The organism is Bacillus cereus group sp. N31 (assembly GCF_016483245.1).
GTDB classification, from domain to species: domain Bacteria; phylum Bacillota; class Bacilli; order Bacillales; family Bacillaceae_G; genus Bacillus_A; species Bacillus_A toyonensis.
This window is the reverse complement of the sequence record NZ_JAEHCH010000022.1, coordinates 65834-85714: the sequence shown is the minus strand read 5'-3', so window position 1 is coordinate 85714 and position 19881 is coordinate 65834. Positions and strand designations below refer to the sequence as shown.

The following is a 19881-nucleotide window of genomic DNA, read 5'->3' as shown; positions in this document are numbered from 1 at the left end:
AACTGTAGCGGAAATTGTAAGTACTTTTCGTTCACGATACGTTCAAATTGTATGAAGAAATAATATGAAATATTGCATTTTACATCTTTTTATCCAGATAATATGTTAATTTCGTGAATGGAATATATAAATAGGGGGCAATGATATGAACAAGAAATCAAAGATTAATAAAATGATGCTTAGTATTAGTACAATGGCGCTATCGTTAGGAGCAATTCAAACGAATGTATCAGCAGAAGAAAAGGTGCCATATAATGTATTGCATTCGAAACCAGTTGGAATTGAAAAACCAGTAGATGAGATTGGACACACTTCTAAAGCCGAAGAAACATTATCATTTCAAGAACGTTTAAAAGTAGGAGATTTTTCACAGCGACCAGCATCTATTACGAAGAACTCGGCAGTAAAGCAAGCTAAAGAAAGCTATTCAATGGCTGATTTAAACAAAATGAATGATCAAGAGTTAGTTGAAACGTTAGGCAGTATTAAGTGGCATCAAATTACAGACTTATTCCAGTTTAATGAAGATGCAAAAGCCTTTTATAAAGATAACGGAAAAATGCAAGTAATTATAGACGAATTAGCCCATAGGGGTAGTACATTTACGAAAGATGATTCAAAAGGAATTCAAACGTTTACTGAAGTGTTACGTTCAGCTTTTTATCTTGCATTTTATAATAATGAATTAAGCGCTTTAAATGAAAGAAGCTTCCAGGACAAATGTTTACCGGCTTTAAAAGCAATCGCAAAAAATCCAAACTTTAAGCTTGGAACAAATGAGCAAGATACAGTAGTATCTGCATACGGTAAATTAATTAGTAATGCATCAAGTGATGTTGAAACAGTGCAATACGCATCGAATATTTTAAAACAATATAATGATAATTTTAATGCATATGTAGATGATCGTATGAAAGGACAAGCTGTATACGATATGATGCAAGGCATTGATTATGATATACAGTCTTATTTAAATGAGGCCCGTAAAGAAGCGAATGAAACGATGTGGTATGGAAAAGTAGATGGGTTTATTAATGAAATAAATCGTATTGCTCTTCTAAATGAAGTAACGTCAGAAAATAAATGGCTCGTTAATAATGGAATTTATTTTGCTAGCCGTTTAGGGAAGTTTCATAGTAATCCAAATAAAGGATTAGAGGTTGTTACACAAGCGATGCATATGTATCCACGTTTAAGTGAACCGTATTTTGTTGCGGTAGAACAAATTACAACAAATTATAACGGGAAAGATTATAGCGGGAATGCGGTAGATTTAGAGAAGATACGTAAAGAAGGAAAAGAGCAATATTTACCAAAAACGTATACATTCGACGATGGATCTATTGTATTTAAAACTGGGGATAAAGTGTCAGAAGAAAAAATTAAGAGATTATATTGGGCTGCGAAGGAAGTAAAAGCGCAATATCACCGCGTAATCGGAAATGACAAAGCTTTAGAACAAGGTAATGCAGACGACGTATTAACGATAGTAATCTATAATACTCCAGATGAATATCAGTTAAATAGACAATTGTATGGATATGAAACAAACAACGGTGGAATTTATATTGAAGAGACAGGTACATTCTTTACATATGAGCGTACGCCAGAGCAAAGTATTTATAGTTTAGAAGAGTTATTCCGTCATGAGTTTACTCACTATCTTCAAGGGAGATATGAAGTTCCCGGTTTATTTGGAAGAGGAGATATGTATCAAAATGAAAGATTAACTTGGTTCCAAGAAGGGAATGCAGAATTTTTCGCAGGATCTACTCGTACAAATAATGTAGTACCGAGAAAGAGCATCATTAGCGGATTATCATCTGATCCTGCAAGCCGTTATACAGCAGAGCGCACATTATTTGCTAAATATGGTTCTTGGGATTTCTATAACTACTCGTTCGCATTACAGTCTTACTTATATACGCATCAGTTTGAAACATTTGATAAAATTCAAGATTTAATTCGTGCGAATGACGTGAAAAATTATGATGCATATCGTGAAAATCTAAGTAAAGATTCTAAGCTAAATAAAGAGTATCAAGAGTATATGCAGCAGTTAATTGATAATCAAGATAAGTACACTGTACCGGAAGTAGCAGATGATTATTTAGCTGAACATGCACCAAAGTCGTTAACAGAAGTGAAGAAAGAAATTAGTGAGACGTTGTCTATGAAAGATGCAAAAATGACAAAACACGAGTCTCAATTCTTTAATACATTTACATTAGAAGGTACGTTTACAGGTAGTGTAACAAAAGGTGAATCAGAAGACTGGAATGCAATGGGTAAAAGAGTAAATGAAGCTTTAGAACAATTGGCGCAAAAAGAATGGAGCGGCTACAAAACGGTTACAGCATATTTCGTCAATTATCGTGTTAATAGTTCCAATGAATTTGAATATGATGTAGTCTTCCATGGTATCGCAAAAGATGACGGAGAAAATAAAGCTCCGACAGTTCATATAAACGGTCCTTATAATGGGCTTGTAAAAGAAGGAATTCAATTCAAAAGTGATGGATCAAACGACGAAGATGGAAAAATCGTTTCTTATTCATGGGAGTTTGGAGACGGAAAAACAAGTACAGAAGTTAATCCAGTACATGCATATGAAAAAGAAGGAACTTATAAAGTAGTGTTAAGAGTAAAAGATGATAAAGGAAAAGAGAGTAGAAGTGAAACAACTGTTACGATTAAAGATGGAAGTTTAACAGAATCTGAACCAAATAATCGTAAAGAGGAAGCAAATCGTATCGGACTAAACACTACTATAAAAGGTAGCCTTATCGGCGGGGATCACACCGATGTTTATACATTTAATGTAGCATCAGCGAAAGATATCGATATTTCTGTTTTAAATGAGTATGGAATTGGGATGACGTGGGTACTTCACCATGAATCAGATATGCAAAATTATGCTGCTTACGGTCAAGCTAATGGAAATCATATAGAAGCAAAATTAAATGCAAAACCAGGTAAGTATTACTTGTATGTATATAAATATGATAATGGCGATGGAACGTACTCATTATCACTAAAATAAGTGCTTTTCCAATGTATGTTTAACTTTACTTTTTGTGGAAAATAATATATTATATAGATATATAATATATCGGTTATTTTCTAGGAGGAGCCTGTCACAATAGGTTTCTCCTGTTCTTTTTTAGAGACCTGTCTTACAGGTTTTTCTTTAAAGGGTAAATAACTGAAAATTTAGATTAATAATCTTTGAAAGAGGTGAGGCATACACATAACAAAAAAGAGATTGTTTAAGAAAGGGGGATAAGAAATGTTCTTGTTTGGTTATCCACTTGAAACAATTTATTTATATGGATTTACTATTGCTACTATACTCACTGTTATTTATATTTTCTTTGGAGATATATTTGAATCAATATTTAGTTTTGGGGGCGGATCTGTATCCGTTGTTACCTTATTACTTAGTTTCTTCGCTATGTTATGTGGAATTAGTTATATAGGAGAATATTTATTTTCCTTTAATAGTACTATTATTTTCGCTGGTTCATTTGCTATATCTTTTATCGGTGTTTTCATAATGAAAATATTAATTTTAAAACCGATTGCAGAAGCAGAACAAAATACCGTACAACGTATGGATGAATTCATTGGTTGCAAGGGAGAAGTCATTACGACAATTCCTACAGAAGGATTTGGTGAAGTATTAATCTCCTCCCAATTTGGAAGTAATGCAATCCCAGCTAAAACAATTAGAAAGAAAGATATTTCACAAGGAACCGAAGTTATTATCGAGGGAGTTCAAGATGGTGTTTTGCTTGTACAAAACATCGCTTATTCTTTAAAGAAACCAAAATTATAAGGGGGAATTTACATGACGATTCCATTAATTATCGGTGGAGTTTTACTCGCAATTTTAATTCTACTCATTTTAGTATTCATTACGAAGTATCGAACAGTTGGTCCAGATGAAGCGTTAATTGTTACAGGGAACTGGCTTGGTGGTGGGAAAAATGTTGTTACCACTGATGATGGAAAGAAGATTAAGATTATTCGCGGTGGCGGTACTTTTGTAGTTCCAATTATGCAAAGAGCAGAGCCTTTAAGCCTATTAAACTACAAATTAGAAGTTGGTACACGTGATACGTATACGAAACAAGGTGTACCAATTACAGTAAATGGTGTTTCTATTATTAAAGTAGGATCGACAATTGAAGAAGTTTCTACAGCAGCTGAACAATATTTAGGAAAAGAAACGGAAGAGTTAAAAATAGAAGCAAAAGAAGTTTTAGAAGGGCATCTCCGTGCTATCTTATCTTCTATGACAGTAGAAGATGCGTATAGTAATAGAGAGCAATTTGCTCAAAAGGTGCATGAAGTAGCTTCTACAGATTTAAAGAAGATGGGTCTTCGCATCGTTTCTTTTACAATTAAAGAAATAATGGACAAAAACGGATACTTAGATGCGCTTGGACAGCCGCAAATTGCAATGGTTAAGCGTGATGCAACAGTTGCAAATGCAGAGCGTGAAAAAGAGGCACGAATTGAAAAAGCTCGTGCTGAGAAAGAAGCAAAAGAAGCAGAATATCAACGTGATGCACAAATCGCTGAAGCTGAAAAACATAAGGAATTAAAAGTGCAGTCCTATAAGAGAGATCAAGAACAAGCTCGTGCAGATGCGGACCTTTCTTACGAATTACAACAAGCGAAAGCGCAACAAGGTGTTACAGAAGAGCAAATGCGCGTTAAAATCATTGAGCGTGAAAAGCAAATTGAATTAGAAGAAAAAGAGATTGCACGTCGTGAAAAGCAATATGATGCAGAAGTGAAGAAAAAAGCAGATGCAGATCGCTATGCTGTCGAACAATCAGCAGAAGCGGAAAAAGTAAAACAAATGAAAAAAGCAGATGCGGATCAATATAAGATTGAAGCAGAAGCAAGAGCACGTGCAGAAGAAGTTCGTGTAGAAGGTTTAGCGAAAGCAGAGATTGAGAAAGCACAAGGTCAAGCGAAAGCGGAAGTACAAAAAGCACAAGGTACAGCAGAAGCAGATGTTATTAGATTAAAAGGTTTGGCTGAAGCTGAAGCGAAACAAAAAATTGCAGAAGCATTTGAATTATATGGTCAAGCGGCAATTATGGATATGGTTCTTAAAATGCTTCCAAGTTACGCGAAAGAAGTCGCAAGCCCACTTAGCAACATTGATAAAATTACAGTTATCGACACAGGCGGCGGTGGTAAAAATAGCGGTGCTGGAAAAGTAGCAGGGTATGCGACTGATTTAATGGCAACGATGCAGGAGACATTAAAAGCTTCCTCTGGTATTGACTTAAAAGAGCTATTAGAAGGATTTGCAGGAAAAGGAGCGGTACAACAATTATCAAGTGATAAACCTGTTGTATCTGTAGTAGAAGATAAGAAAAAAGAAGTAGAAAAAGATAAAGAATAGTAAGGTAGGCAGGGCCTCTAGCATGTGCTAGAGGTTCTTCTGTGAATCATAATATTTCGAATAATATACATTTTTATACATTGTTTTAATTATTTAATTTTTATAGAATGAAGTAAGTATGCAATAATCCTTTAAATTTAGAAAGATGGGTAGAAGAGAAATAGAGAGTCTCGTCAATTTATTTATATCTTAAAATTTTTATAAATGGATTAATTGTAATTTATTGCATGTAAAACGGTATGGAGGGGTAGAAATATGTTTCAAAGGAAGTTAAGGAGTAGTAGTTTAAAAACAAAGTTACTTGTGTCATTTATTATCATTTTAATTCTTCCAAGTATTGTAATTGGTTGGACGTCTTATCAGCAGGCGAAAACAAATTTTAATGAAACGATTTTAAACTCGGCGAAAGATAATATAAAAATTTTGGATAATGTAATTAATAAGGAATTGGATAGTAAAAAAGTAGATGCAACTTATTTTACGAAATTATTTACACAATCAAGTTACCAAGCGGATCAAATACAAAATATCCAAAATAAACTAGAAGAATATAATAAGTTACATCCGGAAATGGAAGCTATCTATACTGGGTCTAGCAACGGGCAATTTATTCAATCACCGGCAATTCAAATGCCAGAAGGATATAATCCTACAGAAAGAGATTGGTATAAAGAGGCAGTGAAAAAAAGCGGAGAAGTGATTGTAACTGCTCCATATAAGTCAAAAACGACAGGGAATACTGTTATCACACTGGCAAAACAAAATGAGGATAAAAGTGGCGTTCTTGGGATTGACTTAATTATCAATAATATTGTAACTACTTCCAAGATGGTTAATATCGGTAAAGAAGGTTATGTAGCGATATTTGATCAAGATAAAAATGTAGTCGCACACCCGACACTAAAGCCGGGTGGGAAGTTAGAAGAGAAACTTAGTAAGGAATTTTATAAACAGGAAGCTGGTGATTTTCATTATTCATTAGATGGTGAAGATCGTAACATTACTTTTAAAACGAATAAGAAAACTGGATGGAAAATAGCGGGGATAATGCCTTCAAAAGAAATTATTCAAGCGGCTGAACCTATTTTCTATAAAACGATAACTGTTATTGGGATTTCATTAATGATTGGTGGGGTTTTAATTTACTTCATAATTGCTTCTATTATTAAACCGTTAAAACAACTTGTTCTATCATCTAGGAAAATTAGTGAAGGTGATTTAACAGAATCTATTACAGTTCATTCTAAAGATGAAATCGGGCAGTTAGGAGAAAGTTTTAATGAGATGGCATCATCATTACATAATGTCATTTCCAATATAAATATTTCAGCAAGTCATGTAGCAGCATCTTCAGAAGAATTAACAGCTAGCATGAAGCAGACAAGTGAAGCGACAGAACAAATTACACAAGCTATAGAGCAAGTGTCGAGTGGGGCTGAAATACAAACGAGAGAAGTTGAAGAAGGAGCGACGTTATTAGAAGAAGTTACAGAAGGAGTTCAGCGTGTTGCTGATAGTTCTTCATTAGTATCAACAGCTTCTATGTATACGAAGAAAAAAGCTGAAGATGGTGGGAAGTTAGTTGAGCAAACTGTGAATCAAATGCAATTAATTCATGAGTCAGTTTCAAATTCAGATAAAGTCATTGCTTTATTAGATGATAAGTCGAAACAAATCGGAGCAATTCTGGAAGTGATTCAACATATTGCAGAGCAGACAAATTTATTAGCATTAAATGCTGCAATTGAGGCTGCAAGAGCTGGGGAGCAAGGAAGAGGATTTGCAATTGTAGCGGATGAAGTGCGAAAATTAGCTGAACAATCAGGACAGTCTTCTACGGAAATTGGAAAACTAGTGAAAGAGATTCAATTTGATATAAAAGAAACGGTAAGCTCTATGAATCAAGTTGGAACAGAAGTACAATCAGGTCTTGTAGTTGCAAATGAAACGAAGCAAAGCTTTGCTGAAATATTGAAATCTACAAATGATACAGTTGTGCAAATTGATAGTATGGTAGAAGTAGCGAAACAAATGACGGTAGATGCCAAACAAGTAAGTGCATCTATTAATGAAATTGCAGCTACGATTGAAGAAAATGCAGCAAGTGTTCAAAATATTGCTGGCTCTTCTGAAGAGCAATTAGCTTCAGTAGATGAAATTAATGGAGCAGCAGTTCACTTATCACAAATGGCAGAAGAATTGCAAGAGATGATTGGCAAGTTTAAAGTGTAATAAAAAATATTAAGAAACGAGGTAGTAATTTTACTTCGTTTCTTTTTTTATGGAGATAAAAATAAAGAAATGTGTAGTAATCGTGTTATGATTAAGTTTAACAATTGAAAAAACTGTATTTTCTTTAAATTCTATCTTTATCCATGTTAGGGGAATGGTTTTGAAATTTAAAAAATTAAAACTACAACCGAGAATTACATTAACTATTAGTACACTTATTCTTGTGGTGCTTTTGTTAACAAGTTATTTGTTTTACTACATATTATCTGAAACAGTAGAAGAGCAAATTGGTAAAAGAGCTTTGCATGTTGCGAAAACAGTTGCAGCTATACCGGAAATCGCGGAAGCTTTTCAAAAAGAAAATCCAGCTTCTATTATTCAACCGATTGCAGAAAAAATTCGAATTGATACAGATGCTAATTTTATTGTGGTTGGAAATAAAGAAGGGATTCGTTATGCACACCCCAAGAAAGACAAAATAGGAGAAGTAATGGTTGGTGGAGATAATAAAGGAGTGCTATTAGAAGGGAAATCTTACGTTTCGAAAGCAACGGGATCATTAGGACCTTCCTTACGCGGAAAAGTTCCAATCCGTAATCAGGATAATAAAATTATTGGTGTAGTATCTGTTGGATTTTCAATGGATGATATTCATGGAGCGGTAGAAGTGTATGGAAAGCGTGTATTTTGGATTACAATAATCGGTTTGTTAATGGGGATAATCGGTTCCATATATTTAGCTGCAAGTATAAAAAGAATGATGTTTGGGATGGAACCAGAAGAAATTTCATCTTTATATGAAGAGCATAGTACAGTGATTCAATCTGTACGAGAAGGGATTATCGTAATTGATAAAAAGGGCATGATTAGTTTAGTCAATCAAGCAGCCTACGATATTCTTTCACTAGACAACCGAAAAAATATCATTGGATCATTTATTTTAAATATAATTCCTAATTCATCCATACTAGATGTACTTCAAACTGGTGAAGAACAGTTTGATCGTCAATTAAATATAAAAGGGCAGGCTGTTATTGCTAATCGTCTACCTATTAAAGTAAATAATAAAGTAACCGGCGTCGTATCGAGCTTACGTTTGAAATCTGAAATGGATCAGTTAACAGCAGAGTTATCTCAGACGAAGCAATATACAGAGGCGTTACGAGCACAAACCCATGAATACAACAATTTATTGTATACGCTTTCAGGTCTTATCCAATTAGAGTCATATGAAGATGCTCTAGAGCTCATTCATAAGGAGACGGCGGTATATCAAGATTTTGTTCAATTTATTATGAAGCGAATTCAAAATCCATGGCTAGGTGGAATTTTAATTGGATTTTATAATAGGGCAAGAGAGTTGAAGATTGATTTTGTACTAGATCGAGAAAGTAGTTTAGAAACATTAAGTCCGCATATTGAGAGTAATTATGTCGTTTCGATTTTAGGGAATTTAATTACGAATGCATTTGAAGCAATTGAAAAAAATCAAGAGCATGATAAGAAAGTTAGAATGTTTGTAACAGATATCGGAGAAGAAATATTAATTGAAGTGGAAGATTCGGGGCAAGGGATTCATGATGAAATAATTACTAGCATATTTTATAAAGGCTTTTCAACGAAAGAAGGAGAGAAGCGAGGATATGGATTAGCAAAAGTGAAAGAGTTAGTAGAAGATTTAAATGGAAGCATTGCAATTGAAAAAGGGGATTTAGGTGGTGCGTTGTTCATTATTGCATTACCGAAAGAGAGAGGCGAGTTGTAATGGGTGAGGAGATTGAAGTATTAATTGTAGAAGATGATATTCGGATTGCGGACATTCATCGGCGTTTTACTGAAAAAATTGAAGGATTTAAAGTAATTGGAACAGCAACGACTGGGGAACAAGCGAAGGAATGGCTAGAGCTTGTGAAGCCACAACTCGTTTTATTAGACGTGTACTTACCTGATATACAAGGAACAGAACTTGTCACATATATTAGGCATAATTTGCATGATACAGATATTATTATGATTACAGCTGCATCGGAAACAGATGTAGTAAGGCATGCTTTACGTGGTGGAGTAACTGATTATATCGTAAAACCACTTATGTTTGACCGTTTTAAAGCGAGTTTAGAAAGTTATCAAAAAAAGATTAGGCAGTTAAAGAAAAGCAATCAATTATCTACAGAACAAATTGAACACTTATGGTCTCAAAGAGGTGTGAAGGGAAATACAGTTGAATATGCTCCAAAAGGAATAGATCCTTTAACTTTAGCGAAAATAAAAAAGCATATGTTAACAGTTAATGAAGAAGGAATTACCGCAGAAGTGTTAAGCTCGATGGTTGGAGTAAGTCGATCAACAGCGAGGCGCTATTTAGAGTATTTAATATCTGGGAAGAAAGTACATGCAGAGCTTATATATGGAAGTGTAGGGAGACCAGAGAGAAGGTATTTTCTCGTTTCTTCATAACAAAAACAGTAGAGGATTTATTTCTTCTACTGTTTTTTGCGTCTTATATTGGAATAATCCCAATTACAATTCCAGTAATCAACATCACCATTGTCGTTCCAACGGCCCACAATAAAGTGAAGCGTTGATGTTCACCAAAATCAACTTTAGCCATTCCGACCAATAAATAAGTGGAAGCGACAAGAGGACTTAATAAGTGAACGGGTTGACCGAGTAAGGAAGCGCGTCCCATTTCAGCTGCACTAATTCCATAAGTAGCAGCAGCCTTCGTTAAAATAGGTAATACCCCGAAGTAAAATGCATCATTGGACATGAAAAATGTGAAAGGCATACTAAGAAGAGCTGTAATAATTGGCAACTGTGGTCCAAGTGCATCTGGTATAAGAGTTACTACACTTTGAGCCATTGCATCTACCATTTTTGTTCCAGATAAAATACCAGTGAAAATTCCAGCAGCAAATACGAGTGAAACAACAGCTAATACGTTTCCTGCATGAGAGGCAATACGTTCTTTTTGTTGTTCTAAGTTTGGATAGTTAATCATAACAGCAATAGCGAAAGCAACTGTAAAGAGAACAGGTAACGGCATAACTTCTAGTATGAGACAGACAAGTAATGTAGCGGTCAATAAAAAGTTAATCCATAGAAGTTTAGGGCGTTTATGCACGGCAGCTTCTACTGTGGCAGCTTGCTCATCCATTGTTTGCATTTGTTTTAAATATTGCACATCCATAATGCCTAAACGTTTTCTTTCTTTTTTTCCAAGATAGTAGGCAACGAAAACTACCCAAATTGCACCAGCAATCATTCCTGGTATAAGTGGTGTAAAGAGCTCTGATGCATCTAGTCCAAGTGCACTCATAACTCGAGCAGTCGGTCCACCCCAAGGTGTAAGATTTGTCACACCTGCCCCTAACATAACAACCCCAGCTAATATAAGTGGATTCATTCCGAGACGTTTATATAATGGGTACATTGCGGAAACAGTAATCATATACGTTGTTGTTCCGTCCCCATCTAATGAAACAATAATAGTAAGAATGGCTGTACCAACAACAATTTTTAAAGGATCCCCTTTTACAAATTTTAATATTTTACTAATGACAGGATCGAATAAACCGCTATCAATCATAATTCCAAAATATAAAATGGCAAACATAAGCATAATACCGGTAGGTGCTAATTTTTGAATGCCCTCTAACATCATAGGACCCATGTCTGCATAAAAGCCGCCAATTAATGCGAAAGTAATTGGAATTAATATTAATGCTACTAATGCTGACATACGTTTCGCCATGATTAAAAACATAAAGACAAATACCATTGCAAATCCAAGTAGAGCTAACATCTGATCTCCCCCTTAAAAAATGATTGCGCTTTCAAAATAAAGCAAAAATTCAGAACAATGTTTTTTGTTTATCATAAAAGCATCTATCCAAATGGTAAATAATTTGAAAAATAACACCATTAGAAGCATAATTTTTATTTTGGTCATATTGTTCACGAAGGTAATTTTGAATTTTTAAAAATATAATTTACTTCTAACAAGAGTGATAGAATAAGGTGAAAATAGTGAAGTGCGAAGTAGGGAGTAGATTTTGAATGGAAACGAGAATAGAAGAAGTTTATAGTTCTTATGAGGGGAAGATAGAAGAGATTTTTGTTAATGAATCTTCTTATGTATATGAGTGGGAAAAATTAATGATGGTCCGAAAAAATAATGGTGAGCTTGAAAAAGTCGCGGTCGGTATCAGTGGAAATATAAGATTAGTAAATGTAGAAGTTGGGCAGAAAATTAATACAGATACATTATTAGTTAAGTTAGAAGATGATTTATTAATTACAGGCTGTGAATGATGAAAGATGTGTAGAAATAGCTACACATCTTTTTTGTTTTCTATATTACAAAAAGCACATTGTTTTTTCACAAATCCCACACAAGTTTTTGATATTCTCCTTGTGGAGTATACGGTTTTTAGGGAGGAATAGTGATGAGAATAAAGTATGTTGTGCTTGCTATATGTTTATGTTTCTTATTTACGATAGTGGGGTGTGGGAAAAAGGGAACAACAGCTGTGGCAATTGATGAGAAACATGATAAGTGTGATATTTGCCAAATTGGGGTAACGGATAATCAATTTGCAACAGAAATCATTTTAGAAAATGGAAAAGCGTTAAAGTTTGATGATATTGGTTGTATGTATAAATGGATGGAGATTAATCCAGGCGAAAAGACGAAAGAAAAATTTGTTCGAGATTATGATTCGAAAGATTGGGTTTCGTTAGAAGACGCTACTTACGTATATGATAAAACAATAACGACACCAATGGCTTATAATGTCATTTCATTTAAAAATAAAAAAGATGCAGAGAGCTTTGTATCTAACTATAAGGGTAAGGTTCTTTCGTATAAAGAGCTAGCAGAGCATAAATGGGAAATGAATAAAGAAATGATGGGGAAACCGAAAACAGGGAATCACGGTGGGCATCATTAGTACTAGAAAAAGACAACTATATAGTTGTCTTTTTCTAGCATTACTCAGGTGCAAATATAGAAAAGGTGTAAAATTTTTAGAAGAACGGTTACAATGGAATATAGTGACCTAAAGCAATCATTTATGTACTTTTTAGAAATGTATACAAATGCGGTTAAAACGTGCTAAACTAATTGCTTCATAATGTTAATGATGAGGCCATCAGGCGTATCATTCCAATAGGTTGAGAAACATAGGGTAAGCTTAAGATAATCCGATTAAAGAAGGAATATAAAGGGCTTATGGATAAATGTACTCAAGAAGAGTTATTGTATGTGATGGAGGAATGGTTAAGAAAACATTATCTTTCATAGGAGCTGTAGTTGTGAGAAAACAAAAAATTTTATTATGTATGTTATTAGGACTTTTAATGACGGTAGTGGCTTGCGATAAGCAAGAGGAACCAGAATCGAAACCGGTTCATGTGAAAAACGAAAAGAAAAAAGAAAAGCATAAAGAACAAGAAGAAGTTAAAGAAGAAAAAAGTATAAATTTACTGGACAAACAGTTGTTACTTTCAGCGACTCTTGGAGACACAGAGACAGCTATGAAGTTGATTCAGGATGGAGCGAATATAAACGTAGAAGGTGACAACCGAGAAACACCTATCCTTGCAGCAACGTACCAAAATCATGTAGAGACAGTTAAAGCATTAATTGGTGCAGGTGCAAATATTGAAGTCAAAGATGAGAAACAAAGCAATCCATTCCTTTATGCAAGTAGAGAAGGGTATACGGATATTGTAAAAGTATTAATTAATGCAGGAGTTAATACGAAAGAAACGACTAAGTCAGGTGGCACAGCACTCATTTCTGCATCTGAGCGTGGTCATGTAGAGGTTGTTAAAGAATTATTAGAGCATACAGATATTGATGTGAATTATAAAAATGAACGTGGTGGTACAGCTTTAATAGAAGCAATTGTATTGGGAAATGGTAGTGAAAGCCATAAGAAAGTAATTCAAATGCTTATTGACCACGGGGCAGATGTAAATATGGCCAATAAGGAAAATATTACGCCGCTGCAATATGCTGAAAAAAGAGGTTTTAAAGATATTGCGAATGTGTTGAGAATAGCTGGTGCGAATGAAGTAGTGCAGCCGCAACCACAACCGGTGGAATAATAAGAAAAAGACATAAAGAGTACGAAATAATCCCATTTAGATAGACAGAATGAAGAAGTCATTTTAGTATGATTGATTCAGTAATGTGTATTTAAATGGGATTTTTGTTTTGAACATCAGAAAATAGAGTATGAATGGATGATATATGGAGGCTACACAGGGTAATGAAGGAGGGCATAAATGCGATTTTCAGAACTTGAGTTAATAGTAATTCAGGCAGAGGTTTTATTTGTTCATAATCAAGTGGGAAGAATAAAGAGTGTAAATGAACAGGGAAATCCGAAAGCACCACGTTTTTTTCTTAGCAAAACTCGTGAAGGGAATATAACGAGATATCATTGTAATTTGGATGGTGAAATAATAAGTAAGATTGAGAAATTAATTCGAGAACGTTCAAATCACATAGAGATAGCAAAGATCATGAAAGTATTAAATGAAGAGAGAACGGTAGAGAATATTTGGATGGGTCCTGCTTACATGTTTCCAAATAATTCAAATGAGCCGACTAGGGTGATACAAATAACAGAGAAGAATAAAGAGCTCATGCGAGAAAATTTTCCTAATCTAATAGAACAGATGGAATGGAGGCAACCTTATTTTGCAATTGTTGAAAATGAACAAGTCGTTTCTATATGCTGCAGTGCAAGAAGTACGCCTATAGCTGCTGAGGCAAGTGTGGAAACTGTAGAGGGCTTCCAGGGAAAGGGATATGGTGCTGATGTCGTTAGAGCTTGGGCAATGTCAATAAAAGAAGAAAAACGTATTCCGCTTTATAGTACCTCTTGGGATAATTGTGCTTCACAAGCAGTGGCGAGAAAACTAAAACTCATTAACTATGGAATGAATTTACATATTGATTGAAATGTAAATATTGTTGTGTTCTGTTAGAGTTTATTCGTATATCTAGATTATTGTAAAAATAATATGGTTAATATTAACATTCGATTAACACCTAATTAACAATTTATCAAAACTGACTTAATAAATGCGTAATATAGTAAAGGTAACAAAATAACTAGGGTAGAGAACATTTGAGAACACCCGCTTACATATAACGTGCCACTTTCTTAGGTGTGCTCTATTCCCTAGAGTTCAAATAAGGAGAAAGGTGTTCTATGTAAGTAGGTGTTTTTAGTTTGGATAAAAATAGAAAATCTAGGTGGAATAAATGTTTAAAGAACCTCATATCGCGATGATAAAGGATTGGAAAGGGTATAAAGCATACAAAAAATTACCGAAAACAGTTTTTCTTATGACTGGTTCAATGCTGGAGTTACCAGAGCGTGTATATGAATTACAGAAACATGGACATGATGTATTTCTTCATTGTGATTTTATACAAGGCTTAAATACGAACACAGAGGAAGCCCTTTTGTATATTCAAGATGTTATCGGAGCACAAGGTATTATTTCAACAAAAGGTTCGACAATTTGAAATGCCAATAAAATTGGATTAAAAACGATTCAACGAATTTTTATTGTCGATACTTTATCACTTACAAAATCAATTGAAAATTGTAAAACGACTAAACCAAATGCGGTAGAGATTATGCCTGGAATTATGCCTTCTATTATAAAACAGCTAGCAGAGAAAATAGAGTTTCCTATTATTGCAGGTGGATTGATTCAAACGCGGGAAGATGCGGAAATTGCCATTCGTGCGATTTCAACGAGTCATTATGAAGTATGGATACAAGAAGAAAAAAGGAGTGCAGCCTTGTGATCGAATTGAAAGATGTTTCAAAGATATATATAAATGCGGAAGAGACAGCGGTTAAAGATGTATCGGTTCATATTAAGAAGGGAGAATTTTTTGTTTTAGTTGGACCTTCGGGATGTGGAAAAAGTACATTACTACGAATGATCGCTGGCTTAGAAGAAATCTCTTCGGGAGATTTAATGATTAATGAACGTGTTGCAAATAATTTAGAGCCGAAAGACCGTAATTTATCAATGGTATTTCAAAATTATGCATTATATCCACACCTAACTGTAGAAGAAAATATTTTATTTGGACTTAAGGTAAGGAAGGTACAAAAAGAAGAGCGACAAAAGCGATTAATAGAAGCTATTGAAATGGTAGGGCTGAAAGAGTATGTGAAAATGAAACCGGGCCAATTATCAGGCGGACAAAGACAGCGTGTTGCGCTTGCCAGGGCGATCGTGAGTCAAGCACCGATTTGTTTAATGGATGAACCACTTTCGAATTTAGATGCGAAATTACGTGCGCAAATGAGGATTGAAATTAGAGAAATTCAGCAACGACTCGGAATTACGATGATTTACGTTACTCACGATCAAATAGAGGCGATGACTATGGGAGATCGTATCATGGTCTTGAATAAAGGAAGTATACAACAAGTTGGAACACCTCTTGATATATACAACGAACCAGCAAACGAATTTGTTGCAAGTTTTATAGGTTCTCCTTCTATGAATATAAATGATGGAGAAGTGGATAAAGAAAAAGGCGTATTACATATAGGGCAATTGCAAATTCCATTATCTATTGGACAGTTAAAGCAATTACCAGAAGGGACAATTCGAATAGGTATGCGTCCTGAGCATATTGCATTGTCTGAGGCAGGACAAGAAGTTACGCTGCAATCTGTAGAAGTATTAGGGAATGAGTCTATATTAAACTTTGCGGTAAATGGAACAACTTGGAGTGCGAAAGTCATCGGACAGTTACTCCTGAACAAAGGTGACAAAGTAAAATTATTATTCTCGCAAGAAAAACTATGTTTCTTTCACCAAAATAAGAATGGACGATTAAAAGTGGTGGCTGAAGAAGAGTTGAAAGTGGTGGCGAAATAATGATTGAAGTAGGGAAGTTACCAGTTCAAACAGCAGTGTCAAAAAAGAAGAGTTTATGGGGCAGAACGAAAGATTTAAGAATAGGATTATTGTTTTTGGCTCCATCTGTTTTGTTATTTTCAATTTTTCTTTTCTATCCATTGTTTAGGACGATTTACTATAGCTTTTATTTAACAGATATACACGGAGAAGCCAATCTTTTCGTTGGCTTAGAAAATTATCAATATTTATTTTCTGATCCTGCTTTCTACAAAAGTATAAAGTCAACTTTATTATTTGTTTTATATACAGTGCCTACTAGTATTGTATTCGCCTTATTTCTTGCATTAATTGCAAATGAAAAAGTAAGAGGTATTGGATTGTTCCGGGTTCTCTTTTCTTCAACGATGGGAATATCAGTAGCTGCTAGCGCAGTGATTTGGCTATTTTTATTTCATCCAAGTGTAGGATTATTTAATAATATATTAGCCGCTATGAATCTTCCGGCAATCGCATGGTTAACGAGTCCGGACTGGGCACTGTTTTCTGTATCGGTTACAACGGTTTGGGTGAATACAGGATTTGCATTTTTAGTTATATTAGGTGGTTTGCAAAATATTGATACGTCTTTATATGAGAGTGCATCTATAGATGGTGCTAGTTATTTATATAAGCTTCGCCGCGTTACATTACCGATGCTATCACCAACTTTATTCTTTATCGTGACAGTAACGTTAATTAGTGCATTCCAAAGCTTTGGACAAATTGATATTTTAACGCACGGTGGACCGAATGATGCAACGAATTTAATTGTGTATTCGATTTATAAAGAGGCATTTGTGAATCATCAATTTGGAACAGCAAGTGCACAAGCGATGGTATTATTTGTTTTCATTTTTATTGCTACATTACTTCAATTTAAGTTTGCTGAGAGAAAGGTGCATTATAAATGATCGTTAAACAGTGGAAACAAAATTTCCTATTATACATGCTGCTCATTATTAGTGCAGTAATGGTGTTTTTTCCTGTACTCTATGCGTTTTTAATAAGCTTTATGACACCAGATGATATTCAAATGAGAAGGTTATTTCCGACCCAATTTACTTTCGATAATTTTATGAATATCTTTCAAAAAGTACCGCTTTTTACATACTTGTACAACAGTTTAATTGTATCGACGATTGTTATGATTGGACAACTTATCGTATCCAGTTTAGCAGCTTATGCTTTTGTTTTTCTTCAGTTTAAAGGGAGAAACGTAATTTTCTTCTTGTTTATTTCAACGATGCTTATTCCGTGGGAAGCAACGATGGTACCGAACTTTTTAACGATTCAAAACTTTGGTTGGATCAATAGCTTTGCTGGGATGACAGTGCCATTTTTTGCAACAGCTTTCGGTATTTTCTTACTACGCCAACATTTTATGACGCTTCCGAATGAATTGAAAGAAGCTGCTTTTATTGAAGGGATTGGAAATGTAAGGTTTTTATTCAGCGTTGTAATTCCGTATTGTAAAACGAGTTTTATTACGCTTGGAGTATATAGCTTTTTAACAACATGGAATATGTACTTGTGGCCGCTCTTAGTGACCACTGATGAAAAAGTCAGAACAGTTCAAATTGGTGTGAAGCAACTTCAATCTCAAGAAGTTGCAACTGATTGGGGAAGCGTAATGGCCGGTGTTACGGTTATCGTCATTCCAACGTTGATTTTACTATTTTTAGGGCAAAAGCAATTACAACAAGGATTAACAAAAGGTGCAATTAAATAAGCATACATAGGAAAAGGTGGGATTGAGATGAGTTTATTGAAAAAAAGTGCTGCTCTTTTAATGGCAGCCACAATGGCATTAACTGGGGCTGCTTGTTCAAATAGTAAAACAGAGGGGAAACCTGAAGCGCAGGCAAAAGTAGCACCAGTTGAAAAAAATGGTGATAAAACTGTAATTCGTTTTTGGCATGCGATGGGTGGAAAAACACAAGGTGTACTAGATGGGCTTGTTGCAGACTATAATAAATCGCAGAATAAGTACGAGATAAAGGCAGAGTTTCAAGGAACATACGAAGAGTCTTTAACGAAGTTTAAAACGATGTCTGCTACGAAAGAAGCTCCAGCTCTTGTTCAATCGAGTGAAATTACAACGAAATATATGATTGATAGCAAAAAGATTACGCCTATCGATAGTTGGATTAAAAAAGATAAGTACGATACATCAAAATTAGAAAAAGCAATTACAAATTATTATTCAGTTGATGGAAAAATGTATTCTATGCCATTTAATTCATCTACGCCAGTATTAATTTATAATAAAGATGCTTTTGCAAAGGCTGGGTTAGATCCAGAGAAAGCTCCACAAACATATGCTGAATTAAAAGAAGCTGCGAAAAAGTTAACGATTAAAAAAGGCGGAAATGTAAAACAATATGGATTCTCTATGCTCAATTATGGTTGGTTCTTTGAAGAATTGTTAGCGACACAAGGGGCTTTATATGTAGATAATGAAAATGGCCGGAAAGATGCTGCAAAGAAAGCGGTATTTAACGGTAAAGAAGGACAGAAAGTATTTGGAATGTTAGATGAATTGAATAAAGCTGGTGCACTAGGAAAGTATGGAGCAAGTTGGGATGATATTCGTGCCGCGTTCCAATCTGGACAAGTTGCTATGTATTTAGATTCTTCAGCAGGTGTTCGTGATTTAATTGATGCATCTAAGTTTAATGTAGGTGTTTCGTATATTCCGTATCCAGAAGATTCAAAGCGAAATGGTGTTGTTATTGGCGGTGCATCATTATGGATGACGAATATGGTTTCAGAAGAAACGCAGCAAGGTACATGGGACTTTATGAAATATTTAACGAAGCCAGACGTACAAGCAAAATGGCATACTGCAACAGGATATTTCTCAATTAATCCAGATGCATATAATGAATCGTTAGTAAAAGAGCAATATGAAAAATATCCACAGTTAAAAGTAACAGTAGAACAATTACAAGCGACGAAGCAATCTCCAGCAACTCAAGGTGCATTAATTAGTGTATTCCCAGAATCACGAGATGCAGTTGTAAAAGCATTAGAAGCAATGTATGACGGAAAGAATAGTAAAGAAGCGTTGGATGAAGCTGCAAAAGCAACAGATAGAGCGATTAGCATTTCAGCTCGTACGAGCCAAAAGTAAAAGAAAGCCGTATCCTAAAGGGATACGGCTTTCTTTATAGGGAGATAAGGGATCAAAGAAATGATGAGCTCTTATCTCTTTTATATGAGTAAAGGGTCTAGAATGAATATTGTCCTTTTCATTATTTATTTAACTCCAT

15 protein-coding genes and 2 pseudogenes are annotated in these 19881 nt (G+C 34.7%); 16 read left to right on the top strand and 1 reads right to left on the bottom strand.

Translation table 11 applies throughout. The features are described from left to right. The first annotated feature begins 145 nt into the window (after window positions 1–145). The 7 genes and pseudogenes from colA (at window position 146) to JDS81_RS22670 (ending at window position 10114) form a co-directional block, all read left to right on the top strand. Complete coding sequence (colA, locus tag JDS81_RS22695) at window positions 146–3043, top strand: collagenase ColA (protein ID WP_097953068.1); 2898 nt, start codon at window positions 146–148, stop codon at window positions 3041–3043. Between the two features lie 246 nt (window positions 3044–3289). Further along, window positions 3290–3838 carry an NfeD family protein gene (locus JDS81_RS22690; RefSeq protein ID WP_097953067.1) on the top strand — a complete coding sequence of 183 codons (549 nt, stop codon included), beginning with the start codon at window positions 3290–3292 and terminating at the stop codon, window positions 3836–3838. A 12-nt stretch (window positions 3839–3850) separates the two neighbouring features. After that, window positions 3851–5425 (top strand): flotillin family protein, encoded by a 1575-nt coding sequence (locus tag JDS81_RS22685; RefSeq protein WP_097953066.1) that lies wholly within the window; start codon window positions 3851–3853, stop codon window positions 5423–5425. Between the two features lie 255 nt (window positions 5426–5680). Next, a pseudogene (locus JDS81_RS31130) lies at window positions 5681–6715 on the top strand (HAMP domain-containing protein); the annotation flags it as partial. Beyond that, window positions 6710–7657, top strand: coding sequence for a methyl-accepting chemotaxis protein (locus JDS81_RS31125; RefSeq protein WP_370115443.1), 948 nt, complete (start codon window positions 6710–6712; stop codon window positions 7655–7657). The pseudogene JDS81_RS31130 and the gene JDS81_RS31125, both read left to right, overlap by 6 nt. 160 nt (window positions 7658–7817) lie before the next feature. Then, window positions 7818–9422, top strand: a complete 1605-nt coding sequence (locus JDS81_RS22675; RefSeq protein WP_142312890.1) for an ATP-binding protein — start codon at window positions 7818–7820, stop codon at window positions 9420–9422. Then, window positions 9422–10114, top strand: a complete 693-nt coding sequence (locus JDS81_RS22670; RefSeq protein WP_000503458.1) for a response regulator — start codon at window positions 9422–9424, stop codon at window positions 10112–10114. The genes JDS81_RS22675 and JDS81_RS22670 overlap by 1 nt, the downstream gene beginning before the upstream one ends. A gap of 43 nt (window positions 10115–10157) precedes the next feature. On the opposite strand, the gene JDS81_RS22665 is transcribed toward JDS81_RS22670, so the two are convergent. Then, the gene (locus tag JDS81_RS22665) at window positions 10158–11462 is read right to left on the bottom strand and encodes a CitMHS family transporter (RefSeq protein WP_097953063.1); all 1305 of its coding nucleotides are present in this window, start codon (window positions 11460–11462) and stop codon (window positions 10158–10160) included. A gap of 254 nt (window positions 11463–11716) precedes the next feature. Between JDS81_RS22665 and JDS81_RS22660 the strand changes: the two genes are divergently transcribed. The 9 genes and pseudogenes from JDS81_RS22660 to JDS81_RS22620 all read left to right on the top strand — a co-directional run bounded on the left by JDS81_RS22660 (window position 11717) and on the right by JDS81_RS22620 (window position 19742). Beyond that, a complete protein-coding gene (locus JDS81_RS22660) occupies window positions 11717–11971 on the top strand; it encodes a hypothetical protein (protein WP_000450026.1) in 255 nt (84 codons plus the stop codon). 134 nt (window positions 11972–12105) lie between these two features. After that, window positions 12106–12609 carry a nitrous oxide reductase accessory protein NosL gene (locus JDS81_RS22655; protein WP_001220934.1) on the top strand — a complete coding sequence of 168 codons (504 nt, stop codon included), beginning with the start codon at window positions 12106–12108 and terminating at the stop codon, window positions 12607–12609. Between the two features lie 289 nt (window positions 12610–12898). After that, window positions 12899–13771, top strand: a complete 873-nt coding sequence (locus JDS81_RS22650) for an ankyrin repeat domain-containing protein (RefSeq protein WP_000287349.1) — start codon at window positions 12899–12901, stop codon at window positions 13769–13771. A gap of 180 nt (window positions 13772–13951) precedes the next feature. Then, entirely contained in the window at window positions 13952–14632 is a 681-nt protein-coding gene (locus JDS81_RS22645) for a GNAT family N-acetyltransferase (RefSeq protein ID WP_097953062.1), read from the top strand. Between the two features lie 307 nt (window positions 14633–14939). Then, window positions 14940–15494: pseudogene (locus JDS81_RS22640) on the top strand (glycerol-3-phosphate responsive antiterminator). Further along, a complete protein-coding gene (locus JDS81_RS22635; protein WP_142311374.1) occupies window positions 15491–16588 on the top strand; it encodes an ABC transporter ATP-binding protein in 1098 nt (365 codons plus the stop codon). The pseudogene JDS81_RS22640 and the gene JDS81_RS22635 overlap by 4 nt, the downstream one beginning before the upstream one ends. Next, window positions 16588–17520, top strand: coding sequence for a carbohydrate ABC transporter permease (locus JDS81_RS22630; RefSeq protein WP_097953060.1), 933 nt, complete (start codon window positions 16588–16590; stop codon window positions 17518–17520). The genes JDS81_RS22635 and JDS81_RS22630 overlap by 1 nt, the downstream gene beginning before the upstream one ends. Next, complete coding sequence (locus JDS81_RS22625; RefSeq protein WP_000635952.1) at window positions 17517–18338, top strand: carbohydrate ABC transporter permease; 822 nt, start codon at window positions 17517–17519, stop codon at window positions 18336–18338. Before JDS81_RS22630 ends, JDS81_RS22625 begins: the two co-directional genes overlap by 4 nt. A gap of 27 nt (window positions 18339–18365) precedes the next feature. Further along, the gene (locus JDS81_RS22620; RefSeq protein ID WP_097953059.1) at window positions 18366–19742 is read left to right on the top strand and encodes an ABC transporter substrate-binding protein; all 1377 of its coding nucleotides are present in this window, start codon (window positions 18366–18368) and stop codon (window positions 19740–19742) included. Window positions 19743–19881 lie beyond the last annotated feature (139 nt).